The organism is Amycolatopsis solani, from assembly GCF_033441515.1.
Classification (GTDB): Bacteria; Actinomycetota; Actinomycetes; order Mycobacteriales; family Pseudonocardiaceae; genus Amycolatopsis; species Amycolatopsis solani.
On sequence record NZ_JAWQJT010000003.1, the window covers coordinates 548197 to 563988 of the forward strand.

A 15792-nucleotide genomic window follows, 5' to 3' on the forward strand; every position below is an offset into this window, starting at 1 on the left:
TACGCACCCGGACAACCTTGAGGAGGCGCCGTGCGTGCGATGGTGTATCGCGGACCGTACAAGATCCGTGTCGAAGAGAAGGACGTCCCACCGATCGAACACCCGAACGACGCGATCGTCCGGGTCACCAGGGCCGCGATCTGCGGCTCCGACCTGCACCTCTACCACGGGATGATGCCGGACACGCGGGTCGGCATGACCTTCGGTCACGAGTTCATCGGCGTGGTCGAAGCAGTGGGCTCCGGCGTGCAGAAGCTCAAGCCCGGCGACCGCGTCATGGTGCCGTTCAACGTCTACTGCGGGACGTGCTGGTTCTGCGCGCGCGGCCTGTTCTCCAACTGCCACAACGTCAACCCCAACGCCACCGCCGTCGGCGGCATCTACGGCTACTCCCACACCTGCGGCGGCTACGACGGGGGCCAAGCGGAGTTCGTCCGTGTCCCCTTCGCCGACGTAGGCCCTTCGGTGATCCCGGACTGGCTGGAGGACGAAGACGCCGTCCTGCTCACCGACGCGCTGGCGACCGGCTACTTCGGCGCGCAGCTGGGAGACATCGTCGAGGGTGACGTCGTCGTGGTCTTCGGTGCCGGCCCGGTCGGGCTCTTCGCCGCGAAGTCGGCCTGGCTGATGGGCGCGGGCCGGGTGATCGTGATCGACCACCTCGAGTACCGGCTGGAGAAGGCGCGGACCTTCGCCCACGCGGAGACCTACAACTTCACCGAGTACGACGACATCGTGGTGCACCTGAAGAAAATCACCGACCACCTCGGCGCCGACGTCGCGATCGACGCGGTCGGCGCCGAGGCCGACGGCAACTTCACCCAGCACGTCACCTCGGCCAAGCTGAAACTGCAGGGCGGCTCACCGGTCGCGCTCAACTGGGCCATCGACGGCGTCCGCAAGGGCGCCACGATCTCGGTGGTGGGTGCCTACGGCCCGCTGTTCAGCGCCGTCAAGTTCGGTGACGCGATGAACAAGGGCCTGACGCTGCGGATGAACCAGTGCCCGGTCAAGCGCCAGTGGCCGCGGCTGTTCGAGCACGTCCGCAACGGCTACCTCAAGCCCAGCGACATCGTCACCCACCGGATCCCGCTCGAGCACATCGCCGAGGGCTACCACATCTTCTCCGCCAAGCTGGACGGCTGCATCAAGCCGCTCATCGTCGTCTGAGGAAGGCCACGACCATGACCTACACATCGGAGCGGCCGCCGATCGCCGAATCGAGTGACGCGCTGCGCGAGCGGATCCCCGGCTGGGGCGCCGACCTGGACCCGAAGGACCGGCCGTCGGTGCCCAAGCTGCAGTGGCAGGAGGACCGCTCGGGCGCCCACTGGGAGTTCCCCGAACGGCAGCCGGAGAAGTGGCCGCGGGAACGCTCGATCGAGCACAAGTTCCTCACCCCCGTCTTCGGCACCTCGTGCCCGCCGCGCGGGGTTTCCGGGGCGCTGCGCAAGCTGTCCTACCGGAAGTACAGCGAAGGACGGGCCGCGCACTGGCTCCTGCTGCTGGCCGCCGACCGGGTGGACGCGTGGGAAAACCACCTGCGCTCGTTCGGCACGCCGCACCCGGACAACCCGATCACCGAGACCGGCGTGCTGAGCGAGTTCCGCCGGCACGGGCTCTCCTCGCGGCTCGGGAAGAAGCGCGCGGACGTCAAGCACCAGGTGCTCGACCCGATCGTCGTGGCGGGACCGTGGGTGCTGGCCGGTGGCCTCGCCTTCTCCGCCGTCCGGAAGCTGCTGCGCGGCCGGCGGTGACGACGGGTCCGGCGCGGCCGCGCCCCCGGCCGCGCCGGACCCGATCCGGCGTCCGCGCTCGTCCTCGACGTGCGGGGCCGTCGGTGGCGTCCTCTTCGACCGGGCCGCCCGGTACACCCGCTCGGCCCGGACTTCGAGGACAGAGGTCCCGATGCCATCCCCCTGGCTTCCGACAGCGCCCCACGACTGGGTGAACGCGGTGCCCACCGAAACCGGACCGGTTCGCTACCGCCCGACCGGCGCCCGGCCGCGCCGGCGACGAGTGAGGTGGCCGCCGGGAAGACCCTCGGGATCACCGTGAACGGCCGGATCGCCACGACGGCGGACGTGCGGGTCCGACACCCGGCACGGCTGATTCCGGAACCGTCACCGCGATCGCGGGTGGTCGGGGACGAGCGCGGGTGCCGCGGGCCGGTCACCGGCCGAAGGCAGTGAAGCGACGTCCCGGTTCCCGGTTGAGCGGAGTCGCCCGGGGTACCTCGGCCGGATGACCGACAACCGAGATCCCGCACCGCCGCCGGGCGTGTCCGTCCGGCAGTTCACCGACGAACTGCTCCACGCCGCCACGGCGGGCGCTTACGAGGAGGTGGCCGAAGCGCTGGACGTCCTCGCCCGCGCGGATTCGGCGCAGGTCGCCGCTTCCGTCGTCGGCGAGCTGGTCGTCCGGTGCACCGCCACGATCCGCGACCACGAGCGCGCCGACGCCGGCACCGTCTTCACCGTCGTCATCGAGGACCAGGGCGGGGAGCCCGCCGAGGTGGAACGGCTGCCACCCGGACCGAGGTCGGCGCTGCGCGCCCTCCTCGCCGCCCTCAACCACGATGCCGCGAGCCGCGACATCCACGTCGACCTCGCCACCCGCGGCAGCCCGGCGGACGTCGTCGCGGTCCTCACCCACCTGCTGGTGTGGATCGCGGAACTGTCGGACCCCTCCGGGGCACCCCTCCCCGTGTTGAGCTGCTTCACCGAGTGAGCGATCGGCTCAACCCGGCACGCGGTGCTCAGGGACGAGATCGTCGTCGGCACCGAAGGCGGCTCAGTCCGGTCAGCTCGTCCCGCAGGATCGCGTCGACCTGGTGCTCGGCCCGGCGCAGCGTCGCGGCCGCGGGTCCGGCCATGGCGATCACCGCGGTGCCGGCGATCCCGGCGGCCGCCGAGTGCGACCAAGCCACCAGCACGGCCCCGAGCGTGGCCAGCAGCACGGGCGCCGCGAACGGCCGGGACCACACGCGACCGGGCCAGGCGTGGTCGAGCGGAAACGAGCCCATCGGCAACCACCTTCGAACGAGCACGGCATGCCGCTCAAACCGCGCTACCAGCACAATCGCGGACGCTCTCCGTGCCGTTACCGCATTGGGCCTGCACGAATGTCAGGAACCGTGCCGTCCCTTGCCTTTTCCTTTGTCCTTGCCCTTGGCCTTGCTGCTGGTGTACGCGCTTCCGGAGGTGGCCGGGGGCGCCGCCGCGAGGCGCGGTGGTTGCGCGGCTTCGCTGTGCGTAGAACCGGCGATGACGGCCGAGGCAGGCGGCCTCGCGGGCACCGGCGCCGGGGACGTGGACCTGGTCGGGGCGGCCGAGCCGGGCGCGGGCCGGCCGCTCGGCGTGGCATCGGGCCACGCGAGCAGCACGGCGAGCACCCCGGCCATGACGGTCGCGACCCCACCGGCGGCGACGAGCTTGCCCCGACGACGAGCCGGCGCCGCGACCGCTTCGGCGGCGGCTGGTTGCCGCAGCAGCTTGAGGACCTCTTCCGCGGTGGGACGCAGTCCGGGCTCACGGGCGGTCATCCGCTCGAGGGGCCGGGCCAGCGGGCCGTCCGGGACACGGGGCGTCCGGTTCAGGCGGGCCACGGCCGACTCCGCGAGCGTGCCGGGGTACTCCCGCTCGCCGGTCAGGCACTCCAGCAGGATCAGGCCGAGAGCGTAGACGTCGGCGGCCGGGCCGGCGTGGTCGCCCACGACCTGCTCGGGTGCCAGGTAGGCCGCGGTGCCGGTGACCAGGCCGGTGCCGGTGACGTGGGTGGCGTCCAGCTCGTGCGCGATCCCGAAGTCGGTGATCAGCGGACCGCCGGCGCCGAGCAGGACGTTCGCGGGCTTGAGATCGCGGTGCACCACGCGCTGGGCGTGGACGTGGGCCAGCGCCCCGGCCAGCTGCGTGGCCAGGTCCCGCACCTGTTCGGCCGGCAGCGGGCCGGCCAGCAGCCGCTGGGCGAGGTTCTCCCCGTCGACGAGCTGCATCACCAGGTAGGGCCGGTCGCCGTCGGTGCCGCTGTCCAGCAGCGCCACGACGCGCGGGTGGTCGATGCCGGCCTGGATGGTCTTCTCCCGGACCCGGCGCAGCTGCTCGACGGGCATCGCGCCCCGCTCGTAGAGCTTGATCGCGACGTCACGGCCCAGCCGCCGGTCGAAGGCCTGGTAGACCCGCGCGGTGGCACCGCTGCCGATCAGGCCCGCCACCTCGTAGCGCCCGGCGATCACGTCCGGATCGTCCCTTCGCCACGGCGTGACGTCCAGCGTGAACCGGGGCGACGTCCGTTCGCCGTCGGCGGCCCGCTCACCGAGCATGGGCCGGTCCGGTTCCTCGGTGCGGGCGTCGGGTGACGAGGAAAAGTGGCGGCTGTGGCCGGCGCATGAGGATCGACCTCCGCAGACGGAGCACGAACACCGGCCGCGAACGTCGCCGCGGCCGAGGACTACGGCTGCTGGTTGAACCGCGCGTTGCGAGATCACCGTACGCGCCGCGTCGCTGGGCATCACTCACCGGACCGGCGCGCCCAGGTCATGGCGACGGTGGTGCCCGCGGCGCTCGAATCGAAAACGGCCTCGGTGGCGAAGCCGTGGATCAGCGGCAGGCCGCGGCCGTGCAGGGGCCCGGGGCGAGGCGCCGGCCGCCAGTGGCCCTGATCGGTGACGGTGCCGGTGATCGCTTCGAGGTGGCAGGGCGTGTGCAGGGCGAGCGGGCCTCGGCGTCGTGCTCGGCCAGGCCGGTGCGGCCGACCCGACGGCTCCGGTCCCGGGCCGTCGCTCGGAGGGGTGAAACCTCGTCCTGTTCGTCGAGGTCACGCGCCCCCGGCCGGCCTTGGCAGAAAATCTATGGTGGCTGGGGTAGACATTCGACGGCAGGCGTGGGTAATCTTCTCCTCGTAGCGAGAGAGACAACGTCAAGCGAACGCGGGAGAGGACGTAACTACCCGCGAGGCGAGAGAGAACCGGTCAGGTGGCCGGAGCCGATCGGTGAACGGGGCTCCGGGCAGTGACCAGCGGCGTCGGCGTGCTGGGACCGATCAGGGAAAGGGTTCCGGCAGTGGCGCTCGCGGCAGGTGAAGGTGCAGTACCGAGTAAGTGGAAAGTAACGGAGAGAAGGGAACGGGAACATCACTGGATCGCCCGCGGCGGCCGGATAGTGCCGCGCGGGTGCCGTAGTCCCATCGAGTTCGGAGGTGGTGCTCGGTTACGAATGAGCGATCCCCGCGCAGGCTGGTTTCCGGCCGGACGCGGGTGCAGAACGCCGGCGGTCGCGCCGGTTGGCAATGGTGAAGATCCCTACCCTTGAGGACCCCGGGTGCCGCGGTGGCACCCGGGGTCCTTTGTGATGCGGAGGTGGAATGATTCCTGACCCACAAGGACCGGCCACGCCCAGCGCGGCCGACAAGTTCGACGACGAGCACTACCCGGCCTACACGATGGGCCGGGCCGCCGAGATACTCGGGGCCACGCAAGGCTTTCTGCGCAGCCTCGACGAAGCCGGGCTGATCGCGCCGCAACGGTCCGCCGGCGGGCACCGGCGCTATTCCCGCCACCAGCTGCGGATCGCCGCGCGCGTGCGGGAGCTGGTCGACCAGGGCACCGCCATCGACGCCGCCTGCCGCATCGTGTCCCTCGAGGACCAGCTGCACGAAGCCCGGCAACAGAATTCCCGTCCCCAGCACGCGGACTGACGCCGTGGGTGTGCCGCCCTCACCGGCGGTACACCCGTGAACGGTGTCCGGACGGACCCGGCCGCGTCATCGGCGAGCGTTCAAGGCACCGCGCTTCACGATCCCGATCACGCCCGTCGCGACGAACAGGACGGCACCCACGACGATCAGCCAGAACAGTCCCTTGATCACCATTCCGAGCACGATCAGGACCGCCCAGACGATCAGCAGTCCGACGAGCAAACCCATGACCACTCCCTTCAACGCCGACTTCGGACGACACGTCGAATACCCGCCGTCCCGGCGCATCATGCTCGGCAGGTCGGATGCGTTCTCAGCGTTCTCACAGCTCGTCAAGGCTGCCCCACTGGCGTCAGCCGCTGTGGGCGTGCTCGATCGCTTCCGGCCCGTGGCTCTCGAACCCGTCCACGCCGAATCCGTGCACCGCGCCCACGACGATCGCCCCGGCGATCAGGAGTCCGATGAGGACGGTCAGGACGAGCACCAACCGGCGACGGCCGCGCACCGCCGCGGCTTCGGCCGCGAGCGCCGCGAGGATCTGCCGCCAGCCCTGGGGCGAACTCGGCTTCCCCGCCGCGGCGTAGAGGGCGGAGCGGACCTGCTCACGTTCCGCGTCCGAGCAGCGGATCCCTTCGGGCATCGTCGTACCCGGCGCTTTTTCGTGCCCGCGAACGTTAATCTTCGATGAGAGTTCGGCGCCCGGGCGAGAACCTCCTCTACAGTTGCCGGGTGCACTTGGTGATCGTCGACGACGAGACGGCCGTGCAGGACTCGCTGTCGCGCACGCTGCGGTTCGAGGGCTACACCGTTTCCGTCGCGGGCGACGGCGCCGCCGGGCTCACCTCGATCCGAGACGAGAACCCCGACGGCGTGCTGCTCGACGTCACGATGCCGGTGCTCGGCGGGCTCGAGGTGTGCCGGGTGCTGCGGGCCGAAGGCAACACCGTGCCGGTCCTCATGCTGACCGCGCGCACCGCCGTCACCGACCGGGTCGCCGGCCTCGACGCGGGGGCCGACGACTACCTGGTCAAGCCCTTCGCGTTGCAGGAGCTGCTGGCCCGGGTGCGCGCGCTGCTGCGCCGCACCGAATACAACGTCGCGCCCGCCCAGGTCACGCCCGCGGTGCTGCGGTTCGCCGACGTGACCCTCGATCCGGCGACGCGGGAGGTCTTCCGCCGCGACCGCGCCCTGCACCTGACCCGCACCGAGTTCGCGATGCTCGAGACGTTCCTGCGCCACCCCCGGATCGTCCTCACCCGCTCGGTGATGTTCGAGCACGTGTGGGGCTACGACTTCGGGGCCGCGTCCAACGGGCTCGACGTCTACGTCAGTTACCTGCGCCGCAAGCTGGAAGCGGACGGCGGGCCGCGGCTGCTGCACACCGTGCGGGGCGTCGGGTACGTGCTGCGCGAGGAACCGCTGTGAAACGGCTTCGCCGGCGGAAGCTGTCGCTGCGGGCACGGCTCGGCGTCCTCGTCGCCACCGCCGTCGCACTCACCGTGGTGACGGTCTCGGCGATCTCCTGGGGCATCACGCGGGCCGACCTCTTCGACCAGTTCGACGCCCGCCTGCAGTCCTACGCCGAGCTCGCCGCGAAAGCCTCCTCGCCGGAGGAAGCACTCTCGACCCTGAGCTTCACCACAGCGGAGCCCGGCTCCCGCCGGAACAACGGCCTCACCGTCCAGTTCCGCTCGCCCACCGGCGCCGTCACCGGGACCGCGGGGGCGCTCCCGAAACTCCCGCCCCCGCCGCCCAAAGCGCCGTTCTCGGTCAGCCGGGCGTCCACCGTCGACCGCGGCGACCAGGACGACTTCCGCATGTGGACCGCCTCGCGCTCCGACGGCGGGACCGTTCAGGTCGCCCAGGACTCCGAAGACGTCGAGGACGCGCTGGGCCGGCTGGGTTCCTGGCTGCTCGTCGTGTCCGCCGCCGGGGTGCTCGGCGCCACGGTGGTCGGCCGGGCGATCGCCCGCTCGGCGCTCCAGCCCGTCGACGACCTCTCCTCCGCCGCCGAAAAGGTGGCCCGCACCCAGGAACTGTCGACGGCGATCGACGTCACCGCGTCCGGGGAGATCGGGCGGCTGGCCACGTCGTTCAACGCGATGCTCTCCGCGCTGAGCCGCTCCCGCGACGAGCAGCGACGGCTGGTCGAAGACGCCGGCCACGAGCTGCGGACGCCGTTGACCAGCCTGCGCACCAACATCGAGCTCCTGATCCACGCCGACGCCAACCCCGGCCGGCAACTCCCGGCCGAAGACCGGGCCCGGCTGCTCGCCGACCTCGACGCCCAAGCCGTCGAGCTGACGGCCCTGATCGGCGAGCTGGTCGACCTGTCCACCGGGGAACGGCCGAGCGAAGCCGAAGAGCGGCTCGCACTGGCCGACGTCGTCACCTCGGCCGTCGAACGCACCCGGTCGCGGTGGCCGAACGTCACGTTCGACGCCGAGCTGACCGACGCCGACGTGCTCGTCCGCCCCGCGGCCGTCGAGCGGGCGGTGCTCAACGTGCTCGACAACGCCGCCAAGTGGTCGCCCCCGGGCGGCCGGGTGCGGGTCAGCATGTCGACCGGCGGCGGCACGGTGCGCGTCCGGGTCGACGACGAAGGCCCGGGCATCCCCGAGGCGGACCTACCCCACGTGTTCGAGCGGTTCTACCGGGCCGACGCCGCGCGGGCACTGCCGGGTTCCGGGCTCGGGCTGGCCATCGTCGAGCAGGTCCTCACCCAGCACGGCGGGCGGGCCACGGCCGCCCGCGCCGGCGACGGGGGCGCCCGGTTCGACCTCGTCTTCCCGCTGGCCGCTTCTTAAGGAAACCCAGCGCGATCTTCATCGAACTCTCATGCCCGGCCAGCACCGTCTGAAGGGTGACTCCACGGATCGCGCTTTCGCCGGCCCCACTGGCGACGCTGACGCTGGTCATGGCCGCCGTCGCCCAGGCGATCATCGCCGGGCTGACGCTGGGGCTCGCCGGCCGCGTAAGCCCTTGGCTGGACCCGGTCAGCGACTACGCCTGGCACCGCGGCGGCCAACTGCTGTTCACCGTCGCCATCCTGCTGCTGCTCGCGTGCGCGGCGGCGCTGGCGATCGCCGCCCGGCTGGCCGCCCTGCCCCGTGATCCTTTGGTGAGCACGCTTTTCCTGCTCTGGACGGCCGGGCTCACGGTGGTTCTCTTCTGCCGCAGCAACTTCAGCGCGGCGAACCCCACGCTGTCCGGCGAGATCCACCGCGCCGGCGGAGCGGTGCTGTTCGCCAGCCTGCCGCTCGCGGCCTGGACGTTGAGCGCCCGGCTGCGAACCGAGCCCCGCTGGCTCACCGCGGCCCCGGCTCTCCGGCGCGGCGCGATCGCCGGCACCGTGACCGCGGCCGCGTTCGGCGCGGCCCAGGTGCTCCGCTGGCTCCCGGCCGGCTTGCTCGAACGCGCCGCACTGCTGGCCGAATTCCTGATCGTCGCCACACTGGCGCTAATGCTGCGGCGTGCCTCCCGCTCGGCAACCGCCACCGAGCCGTCGACGACGTCCGGGACGGCCGGCTCGGCGGGCACCGAACTCCGGCGAGCCGCCCGATGACCCTCCTCGCCATCACCTGCGCACTGGCCGCCGCCGCGTTGTTCGCGGTCGCCGCAACCCGTCAGCACACCGAAGTCACCAACCTGGCCGTGACGGGAACACCCGGACTGCGCACCCTCGCCCGGCTGCTGCGTTCTCCCGGGTGGTGGGTGGGCACGGGACTGGCGACCGGCGCCGGCCTGCTCCACGTCGTCGCGCTGGCGCTGGCTCCGCTCCCGGTGGTCCAGCCGCTCGGGGTGTTCAGCCTGGTGCTGACCGTCCTCTTCGGACGGCGTGCCCGCAGCCGCCGGGTGGTGACCGCGGTCGTGCTCGTCGTCGCCGGTGTCGCCGGGTTCGTGGCCTTCGCGGCCTCGGCGGCACCGGCCGCGGCGATCAGCGCGGGCACGGCCGAGGGCGTGGCCGTCGCCGGATTCGCGGTCGCGGTGGTCAGCTGGTTCGCCCGGGCCGGTTGTGCCGTGCTGGCCGCCGCGGCCGCTGTCCTTTTCGGACTCGGGTCGGCGGTCGTGCACGCGGCCGCGTCCCAGTCGCCGTTCACGGCGGTGCTCCTCACCGGCCAAGCCCTGCTGTTGCTCGGCGCGGGCGGCGTGATCCTGCACCGCGCGTACGCCGCGGGGTCCACCGCGGTCGTCGTCGGTACCGCGACCGTGCTCGACCCCTTGACCGCCGTCGCCGTGGCCGCCGTGGCCTACGGCGAAGTTCCCCAGCCCGCGGCCGCGCTCGCCGCGGCCGTCGCTCTCGCCGGTGTGCGCGTGCTCGCCGGTGCCGTTCCGCATGCCCCATCGAAATCCGAGGAGAACCCCGTGCACCCGACCGGCCTTCGCGTCCTGATCGGCGCCGACACGTTCCCGCCCAACGTCAACGGCGCGGCGTTCTTCGCCGAGCGCCTGGCCCGTGGTCTCGCCGGCCGCGGCCACGACGTCCACGTCGTCTGCCCCTCCGACGACGGCCCGGCCCGCACCGAACAGCGCGACGGCTGCACGATCCACCGGATCCGCTCGCGCGCCATCCCGTTCCACGGCGACTACCGGTTCTGCACCCCCGGCCGCGCCCGGGCGGCCGCCGCCGGGATCCTGGACCGGGTCCGCCCGGACGTCGTCCACGTCCAGGCGCACTTCGGCGTCGGCCGTGCCCTGCTCGCCACCGCCGCCGCGCGCGACGTCCCCGGCATGGCCACCAACCACTTCATGCCGGACAACCTCCTTGGCTACACCCCCTTCCCGCGCCGGCTGAAGGACGCGATCGCCCGCCGGGCGTGGCAGGACCTCGTGCGCGTCTACCGCGACGCCCGCATCGTCACCACGCCGACCCCGCGCGCGGCCGAGGTCCTCGCGGGGATCGGCCTCGGCCGGCCGGCGCAGGTCGTGTCCTGCGGCATCGACCTCGCCCACTACGCCGCACCGGTCCGTCCGGCCGGCCGCACGGCGTCGGTCCTGTTCGTGGGACGGCTCGACGCGGAGAAGAACATCGACCAGCTGCTGCGCGCACTGGCCCCGCTGCCGCACGTCCGCGCGGACCTCGTCGGCGACGGCACCCGCCGCCAGGAGCTCGAAGACCTCGCGACCGAGCTGGGCATCGCCGATCGCGTCACCTTCCACGGGTTCGTCTCCGACGCCGAACTCGTGCACCGCTACGCCGAAGCCGACGTGTTCTGCATGCCCGGCACCGCCGAGCTGCAGAGCCTGGCCACCATGGAGGCGATGGCGGCGGGTCTCCCGATCGTCGCCGCCGACGCCCTCGCCCTGCCCCACCTCGTCCACCACGGCGAAAACGGGTACCTGTTCGAGCCGGGCGCGATCACCGCGATCTCGGGCTGGATCGCCGGCCTGGCCGCCGATCCGGACGCCCGCGCCCGCATGGGTGAGGCGTCCCGGGCTATCGTCGCGCAGCACGACATCGACGACGCGCTCGCCGCTTTCGAGGCGCAGTACCGGATTCTGCTGGGGGTGCCCGCGCCGGCCATGGTCGAGCAGGCCGCCTGACCGGGCTCCGGAGAGTCAGCCGCGGAGCGTGCCTTGGACCATGCTGGTGCCGTGTTCCTGCTGGCCGAGCTGCTGGGCGGACACGTCGACCACGGGGAACGCCTGCAGGGTCAGGTTCGGCGGGATGGCGACGTCCGCTTCGGTGCCGACGGTGACGCCGAGCGGGATCATCGTCGTCTTGCCGTCGTAGAGCCAGATCTCGTAGAGGCCCGCGGGGGCCGGCATGCCGGTCAGCTCGAGCTTGAGCCGCAGCGAGCCGGAGCCGCTGTCGACGATCCGGACCCGACCGGACGCGCCGTCGGGCGCCGACGGCTGCCGGTTCAGCTGCGCTTGCGCGACCACGCGTTCCTCGTCCTGGCCGGTGACCACCAGCGTTCCGGCGATCGCGACGGCCGCCGCGGCCGCCGCCACGACGCCGTAGCGCGCGACCCGGGGGAAACCACGCCGGCGGGGCGCGACGGGCGACGGCTGACCGGTCTCGGCCGCGATCCGGTCCCACACCGACTCGGACACCGGCGGCAACGCCGTCTCGGCCGCGGCCTCACGGCCGAGACCGGCGACCGCGCGCAGCGCTTCGAGCTCGTCACGGCACTGGGTGCAGCTGTCGAGGTGAGCGGTGTCCCCGGGGCCGGATCGCTGCTCGTCAAGGGCGAGCAGGACGAGGTGATCGGGATCGGGATGCGTCATCGGTCACCTCCTCCGGCACGCCGCCGAGCTCCGAGCGCAACTTCCGCATCCCGCGGCGCAGGTGGCTCTTCACCGTGCCGAGCGGGAGGCCGGTCCGCTCGGCGATCTGCGGGTGGCTCAGGTCAGCATAGAAGGCGAGCTCGAGCACTTCGCGTTGCGCGTCCGGCAGGCGGCGCAGGCCGTCCGCGACGATCAGCCGGTCCACGACCCGCTCGGGCGACTCCGCCGCGGGCGCCTCGGCCGGAGCGGTCGCGGCGGCCGCGTCGGTGTCGCGCTGCCGACGGCCGCGGGCGCGCAGCAGATCGACGATGCGACGCCGGGTGATGCCCAGCAGCCAGGCGAGCAGGCCCGCCTTGTCCGGGTCGTAGCTGTGCCTGCCGTTCCAGGCGGAAACGAACGTCGCTTGCACGACGTCGTCGACGTCGGCCTGATCGCGCAGGCTGGCCCGCACCAGCCGCTGCACCGCGGGCCCGTGCCGGTCGAACACCGCCCGCAAGGCCTCCGGCTCACCGTCGGCGAACCGGCGGGCCAGCTCGTCGGCCGCCGCGGCATCATCGGGCACGACGACACAGTAACCGCGCTCCGGAGCGACGCAACACCTTCCAGCAGCGGCATCCCGGACGCGGTCAGCCGAGCGGCACTTCTCCACGCTGCACCCGTTCCTCGCACACGCGGCCGCGCCGCACAGGCCCGATCCGGCCGATCACCACGCCGCGCCGGGCCGGTGGGTTCCGATGCTCCATTCCTTGCCGCCGGGATCGAGCAGCCGCGCCCGGCGGGTGCCCCATTCGGTGTCTTCCGGCGTGATCACCGCGGTCGCGCCGGCGGCGACACCCAAGGCGAACCAGGCATCGACCCGCTCCGGTGTGTCCGCCCAGAGGTAGAGGCCGTCGCCGGTGCTCTGCCCGATCAGCCGCGGCCGGTCGTAGCTCGCGTCCGCGGTCGCGAGCATGAGCACGATCCCGCCGAGCCGGACCTCGGCGTGGCGGACGCTGCCGTCGTCGCCGTCCTGGCGGGTCACCACCTCGAATCCCGTCTCGACCAGCCAGTCCAGCGCGGCGGGTGCGTTCTCGTAGCTGAGATAGGCGTGCAGGGCCGAAGTCACGATGTCCTCCCGTCCGGCGGCCGGTGGAGGACGCCCGTCCCCCACCGGCCGGCTGATCGCTGCTACTTGCGGAGCATCGGGTTGCCGTAGCCGATGACGAGGCCCGCGGTGAACGCCGTGACGCCGAACGTCTTGTTCAGCAGCGCCGCCGCCGGGGCCGTCAGGGCCAGCGTGACGCCGTCCGGGGTGGCCGCGCCGATGGTGAACAGGTCGGCTCGGGTGCGGAAGTCGACCTTGCCGCTCAGCACGCCGCGGTTGAGGTCGATCGTGTAGCTCGTCAAGGACAGGCACGTGCGGCCGGCGCGCAGCAGCAGCCCGCCGACGTGCTCGATCGTCCCGTCGGCGGGGTTGCCGACGATGGTGAAGCCGAACACGGTCTTGCCGCCGGGGTGGCTGACCCGGGCCAGCACCGGGGACACCCGCACGCCGAGCGAGGTGAGCGCCGCGGCCGCGGCCGGGTCCAGCGTCAGGTCGGTGCGGCCCTTCCCGAAGTGGTACCCGTGGTGATGGTGGTGCGAGGTGGTGATCCGGGCCGGGGCGCTGCCGCCCTGGACCGCCTGAGCAGGGGCGGCGGCGAGACCGGCCATGACAGCTGCGGCCACGACCGACACCCCGAGCATGCGAAGACGCATGACAACTCCGTTCTCGATACCTACCGGACGTCAGGGGGTACGCCGGCCACGGCGCGAACGGATGCAGGAGGATGGTCACGTGCTCGGTGATCGGTGGGGCGTGAGCGACGGCGAGATCGCGCGCCCTTACCCGTGTGACGACTTCGTCACTTCACCGACGCTGCAAGCCTGGCGGGGCGTGAGCATCGACGCGCCCGCCGAAGCGGTGTGGCCGTGGGTCGCGCAAGTGCGGCTCGCGCCGTACTCCTACGACTGGATCGACAACCTCGGCCGCCGCTCGCCGCGCGAGCTGGTGGGCCTTCCGGAACCCCAGGTCGGGGAGAACTTCACCGCGACAGGCGGGCGCAAGCTCGGCCGGATCGTCTCGGTCGTCCCCGGGGAACAGCTGACCGGCGCCATCATGGGCGCCTTCATGTCCTATGTGGTCGAGCCCGGGCACCGCGGCACTTCGCGCCTGCTGCTGAAGGTCGTCATGCGCACCCACCGCTGGGTGGCCGCCGGGCTGTCCGTCGGCGATCTGGTCATGGCCCGGCGGCAGCTGCGCACTTTCAAGCTGCTCGCCGAGCAGCACCGGCGCTGAGCCACCCCAACCCGGCACTTCGATTCAGCTGCGATTCACTCGCCGGGGCTTCTTGCCGGTCTGACGGCGGCCAAGATCTTCCCTTCTACCTGCACTTACCCCTGAACGGCCGGACAATCCCGCGTGCGCCCCGCGGGGCGACAGCCGGTTCTCGCTAGGCAACCGCGACCCCCTCACCTAGGTTTGCAACGACTCTGCATCGGTTGGGGAAGGAAGTCGCATGGCCGAGAGCAGCCCGCGCGCCGCGAAGCGCGGTCCCCGTCCCTCGATCAGCCGGTGCGCGGCACCGCGGATCTCATGAGCCCTCGCGAGGACGTCGGTCACGGCGTGGCCCACGGCTTGCGGAGTCAGCCCGTGCGGGTCGAGGACGCTGCCGGTCCGGCTGCGTTCGAGGTCGTGGGCCACCGCGAACTGATCGCTGGAAAACGGCAGGGCCACCGCGGGCACGCCCGCGGCCAGGCATTCGGTGAACGAGTTGTTGCCGCCGTGGTGCACGACCGCGGACGTCCGCGGCAGCAGCGCCCGCTGCGGCACCTGATCGGCGACCTCGACCCACGGGTGGCCGGCGAACGGGGCCCGCACGCTCGCGGTCCGGTTCCCCGCGGACACCAGCACCGACACGCCGGGCACCTCGATCAGGCCCCGGACGACGGTGTTCAGCACGTCGTCCCGGGCGGAGAGGAAGGTTCCGAAGGACACCAGCACCAGCCGGCGCCGTCCGCCGTCGGTCAGCCGCTCGATCCGGGCGGCCCACTCCTCGGGCAGCCGCGCTTCGCCGACATCGCTGCAGTGCCCGGCGAACAGCCGGGCCGGCGCCGGCGGCAGGGCGGGCAGCCAGGGCAGTTCCGGGTAGTTGAACAGCACGGCCTCCGGCGAGGTCAGGCCGAACGCGCTACGGGGCACCGGCCGGCCGGGGGCGTGCTCGGCCAGGAACCGGGCGAACAGCCCGGTGAAGCTCCGGTCGTTGGCTTCGACCTCGGCCCGCAAGGCGGCCAGCTCTTCCTCGGCCGGCCGGACGGCACGCGGCCAGTACGGCGGCAGCCCGAAGAACCGGCCGGGACCGTCGACGACGTAGCCGGGATGCCCGGGGCAGTAAGCCGCCCAGCGGCGGCCGAGCGCGTGGACCGCCAGCGTCACGGCGTAGGCGAGCTGGTCGATCAGGAACCAGTCCGGGCGAAGGCGGTCGTCGAGCGCCCGGACCGCAGCGAGCACGCCCTCGGGATCCGGCAGCATGTCCGCCCGCCGGTGCCGGGCCTGCGTCAGCAACGCGGGCACGGCACCGGCCCTGGTCGCGTCGAGGAACTCCGCCAGCCGCCGCGCCCCGGCCGCCTCCTGGCGGGTGCGCTCGGCGATCCCGGTGTTCGCGTTGTCCCCGAAGGCGAACGGCTCGAAAGCCACCCCGTGTTCGCGGGCGAGCCCCGCGAACGCCGGAGCGCAGGCGAACGTGACGTCCGCGCCCTTCGCCGCGAGCGCCGCCGCCACCGTCGCGAGTGGACGCGCGTGCGAAGCGAACGGCGGACTCACCACCACGATCCGCGATCCCACCATGC

General features: G+C 72.5%; 18 protein-coding genes and 1 pseudogene. 9 read left to right on the forward strand and 10 right to left on the reverse strand.

Features of this window, described 5'->3' with window-relative positions; genetic code table 11:
- Positions 1-39 precede the first annotated feature (39 nt).
- The 3 genes from SD460_RS35105 to SD460_RS35115 all read left to right on the forward strand — a co-directional run bounded on the left by SD460_RS35105 (position 40) and on the right by SD460_RS35115 (position 2730).
- Positions 40-1170, forward strand: a complete 1131-nt coding sequence (locus tag SD460_RS35105; protein ID WP_290061329.1) for a zinc-dependent alcohol dehydrogenase — start codon at positions 40-42, stop codon at positions 1168-1170.
- A gap of 14 nt (positions 1171-1184) precedes the next feature.
- Positions 1185-1757 (forward strand): hypothetical protein, encoded by a 573-nt coding sequence (locus tag SD460_RS35110; protein WP_290061331.1) that lies wholly within the window; start codon positions 1185-1187, stop codon positions 1755-1757.
- 487 nt (positions 1758-2244) lie between these two features.
- Positions 2245-2730 carry a hypothetical protein gene (locus tag SD460_RS35115; RefSeq protein ID WP_318307327.1) on the forward strand — a complete coding sequence of 162 codons (486 nt, stop codon included), beginning with the start codon at positions 2245-2247 and terminating at the stop codon, positions 2728-2730.
- A gap of 28 nt (positions 2731-2758) precedes the next feature.
- Here the strand turns inward: SD460_RS35115 and SD460_RS35120 are convergent, their stop codons facing one another.
- From SD460_RS35120 to SD460_RS46920, 3 genes and pseudogenes are all read right to left on the reverse strand, one after another.
- Complete coding sequence (locus SD460_RS35120) at positions 2759-3025, reverse strand: hypothetical protein (RefSeq protein WP_290060128.1); 267 nt, start codon at positions 3023-3025, stop codon at positions 2759-2761.
- Positions 3026-3127: 102 nt separating this feature from the next.
- Entirely contained in the window at positions 3128-4321 is a 1194-nt protein-coding gene (locus SD460_RS35125) for a serine/threonine-protein kinase (protein ID WP_318307328.1), read from the reverse strand.
- A gap of 188 nt (positions 4322-4509) precedes the next feature.
- A pseudogene (locus tag SD460_RS46920) lies at positions 4510-4710 on the reverse strand (ATP-binding protein); the annotation flags it as partial.
- 651 nt (positions 4711-5361) lie between these two features.
- Between SD460_RS46920 and SD460_RS35130 the strand changes: the two are divergent.
- Positions 5362-5694 carry a helix-turn-helix domain-containing protein gene (locus SD460_RS35130; RefSeq protein WP_290060126.1) on the forward strand — a complete coding sequence of 111 codons (333 nt, stop codon included), beginning with the start codon at positions 5362-5364 and terminating at the stop codon, positions 5692-5694.
- A 66-nt stretch (positions 5695-5760) separates the two neighbouring features.
- Here SD460_RS35130 and SD460_RS35135 read toward each other — a convergent pair whose 3' ends face one another.
- The gene (locus SD460_RS35135) at positions 5761-5922 is read right to left on the reverse strand and encodes a hypothetical protein (protein ID WP_290060125.1); all 162 of its coding nucleotides are present in this window, start codon (positions 5920-5922) and stop codon (positions 5761-5763) included.
- A gap of 124 nt (positions 5923-6046) precedes the next feature.
- Positions 6047-6334 (reverse strand): hypothetical protein, encoded by a 288-nt coding sequence (locus SD460_RS35140; RefSeq protein ID WP_290060124.1) that lies wholly within the window; start codon positions 6332-6334, stop codon positions 6047-6049.
- Between the two features lie 89 nt (positions 6335-6423).
- On the opposite strand from SD460_RS35140, the gene SD460_RS35145 reads away from it, so the two are divergent.
- Genes SD460_RS35145 through SD460_RS35160 form a run of 4 tightly spaced genes read left to right on the forward strand, consistent with a single transcriptional unit; the run spans position 6424 to position 11238 of the window.
- Positions 6424-7119: a response regulator transcription factor gene (locus SD460_RS35145; RefSeq protein ID WP_290060123.1), complete on the forward strand. Its 696-nt coding sequence runs from the start codon at positions 6424-6426 to the stop codon at positions 7117-7119.
- Positions 7116-8501: a HAMP domain-containing sensor histidine kinase gene (locus tag SD460_RS35150; RefSeq protein WP_290060122.1), complete on the forward strand. Its 1386-nt coding sequence runs from the start codon at positions 7116-7118 to the stop codon at positions 8499-8501. The genes SD460_RS35145 and SD460_RS35150 overlap by 4 nt, the downstream gene beginning before the upstream one ends.
- 56 nt (positions 8502-8557) lie before the next feature.
- On the forward strand, positions 8558-9259 hold the full coding sequence (locus SD460_RS35155; RefSeq protein ID WP_290060121.1) for a DUF998 domain-containing protein: 702 nt from the start codon (positions 8558-8560) through the stop codon (positions 9257-9259).
- A complete protein-coding gene (locus SD460_RS35160) occupies positions 9256-11238 on the forward strand; it encodes a glycosyltransferase family 4 protein (protein WP_318307329.1) in 1983 nt (660 codons plus the stop codon). The genes SD460_RS35155 and SD460_RS35160 overlap by 4 nt, the downstream gene beginning before the upstream one ends.
- Positions 11239-11253: 15 nt before the next feature.
- Here the strand turns inward: SD460_RS35160 and SD460_RS35165 are convergent, their stop codons facing one another.
- The 4 genes from SD460_RS35165 to SD460_RS35180 all read right to left on the reverse strand — a co-directional run bounded on the left by SD460_RS35165 (position 11254) and on the right by SD460_RS35180 (position 13662).
- Complete coding sequence (locus SD460_RS35165) at positions 11254-11925, reverse strand: anti-sigma factor domain-containing protein (RefSeq protein ID WP_318307330.1); 672 nt, start codon at positions 11923-11925, stop codon at positions 11254-11256.
- The gene (locus SD460_RS35170) at positions 11882-12487 is read right to left on the reverse strand and encodes an RNA polymerase sigma factor (RefSeq protein ID WP_290060118.1); all 606 of its coding nucleotides are present in this window, start codon (positions 12485-12487) and stop codon (positions 11882-11884) included. Before SD460_RS35170 ends, SD460_RS35165 begins: the two co-directional genes overlap by 44 nt.
- 141 nt (positions 12488-12628) lie before the next feature.
- Positions 12629-13030 carry a VOC family protein gene (locus SD460_RS35175; protein ID WP_290060117.1) on the reverse strand — a complete coding sequence of 134 codons (402 nt, stop codon included), beginning with the start codon at positions 13028-13030 and terminating at the stop codon, positions 12629-12631.
- 62 nt (positions 13031-13092) lie between these two features.
- The gene (locus SD460_RS35180; protein ID WP_290060116.1) at positions 13093-13662 is read right to left on the reverse strand and encodes a hypothetical protein; all 570 of its coding nucleotides are present in this window, start codon (positions 13660-13662) and stop codon (positions 13093-13095) included.
- Between the two features lie 178 nt (positions 13663-13840).
- On the opposite strand from SD460_RS35180, the gene SD460_RS35185 reads away from it, so the two are divergent.
- Positions 13841-14242, forward strand: a complete 402-nt coding sequence (locus SD460_RS35185; protein ID WP_290060115.1) for a polyketide cyclase — start codon at positions 13841-13843, stop codon at positions 14240-14242.
- Between the two features lie 177 nt (positions 14243-14419).
- Here the strand turns inward: SD460_RS35185 and SD460_RS35190 are convergent, their stop codons facing one another.
- Positions 14420-15790 carry a glycosyltransferase gene (locus tag SD460_RS35190; RefSeq protein WP_290060114.1) on the reverse strand — a complete coding sequence of 457 codons (1371 nt, stop codon included), beginning with the start codon at positions 15788-15790 and terminating at the stop codon, positions 14420-14422.
- Positions 15791-15792: the final 2 nt, after the last annotated feature.

Bases quoted from the DNA above. Each gene is read 5' to 3' on its own strand.
- SD460_RS35160 (WP_318307329.1), top strand. From the start codon at position 9,256: ATGACCCTCCTCGCCATCACCTGCGCACTGGCCGCCGCCGCGTTGTTC.
- SD460_RS35190 (WP_290060114.1), bottom strand. From the start codon at position 15,790: ATGGTGGGATCGCGGATCGTGGTGGTGAGTCCGCCGTTCGCTTCGCAC.
- SD460_RS35105 (WP_290061329.1), top strand. From the start codon at position 40: ATGGTGTATCGCGGACCGTACAAGATCCGTGTCGAAGAGAAGGACGTC.
- SD460_RS35135 (WP_290060125.1), bottom strand. From the start codon at position 5,922: ATGGGTTTGCTCGTCGGACTGCTGATCGTCTGGGCGGTCCTGATCGTG.
- SD460_RS35110 (WP_290061331.1), top strand. From the start codon at position 1,185: ATGACCTACACATCGGAGCGGCCGCCGATCGCCGAATCGAGTGACGCG.
- SD460_RS35130 (WP_290060126.1), top strand. From the start codon at position 5,362: ATGATTCCTGACCCACAAGGACCGGCCACGCCCAGCGCGGCCGACAAG.
- SD460_RS35180 (WP_290060116.1), bottom strand. From the start codon at position 13,662: ATGCGTCTTCGCATGCTCGGGGTGTCGGTCGTGGCCGCAGCTGTCATG.
- SD460_RS35120 (WP_290060128.1), bottom strand. From the start codon at position 3,025: ATGGGCTCGTTTCCGCTCGACCACGCCTGGCCCGGTCGCGTGTGGTCC.
- SD460_RS35115 (WP_318307327.1), top strand. From the start codon at position 2,245: ATGACCGACAACCGAGATCCCGCACCGCCGCCGGGCGTGTCCGTCCGG.
- SD460_RS35125 (WP_318307328.1), bottom strand. From the start codon at position 4,321: ATGCTCGGTGAGCGGGCCGCCGACGGCGAACGGACGTCGCCCCGGTTC.
- SD460_RS35165 (WP_318307330.1), bottom strand. From the start codon at position 11,925: ATGACGCATCCCGATCCCGATCACCTCGTCCTGCTCGCCCTTGACGAG.
- SD460_RS35140 (WP_290060124.1), bottom strand. From the start codon at position 6,334: ATGCCCGAAGGGATCCGCTGCTCGGACGCGGAACGTGAGCAGGTCCGC.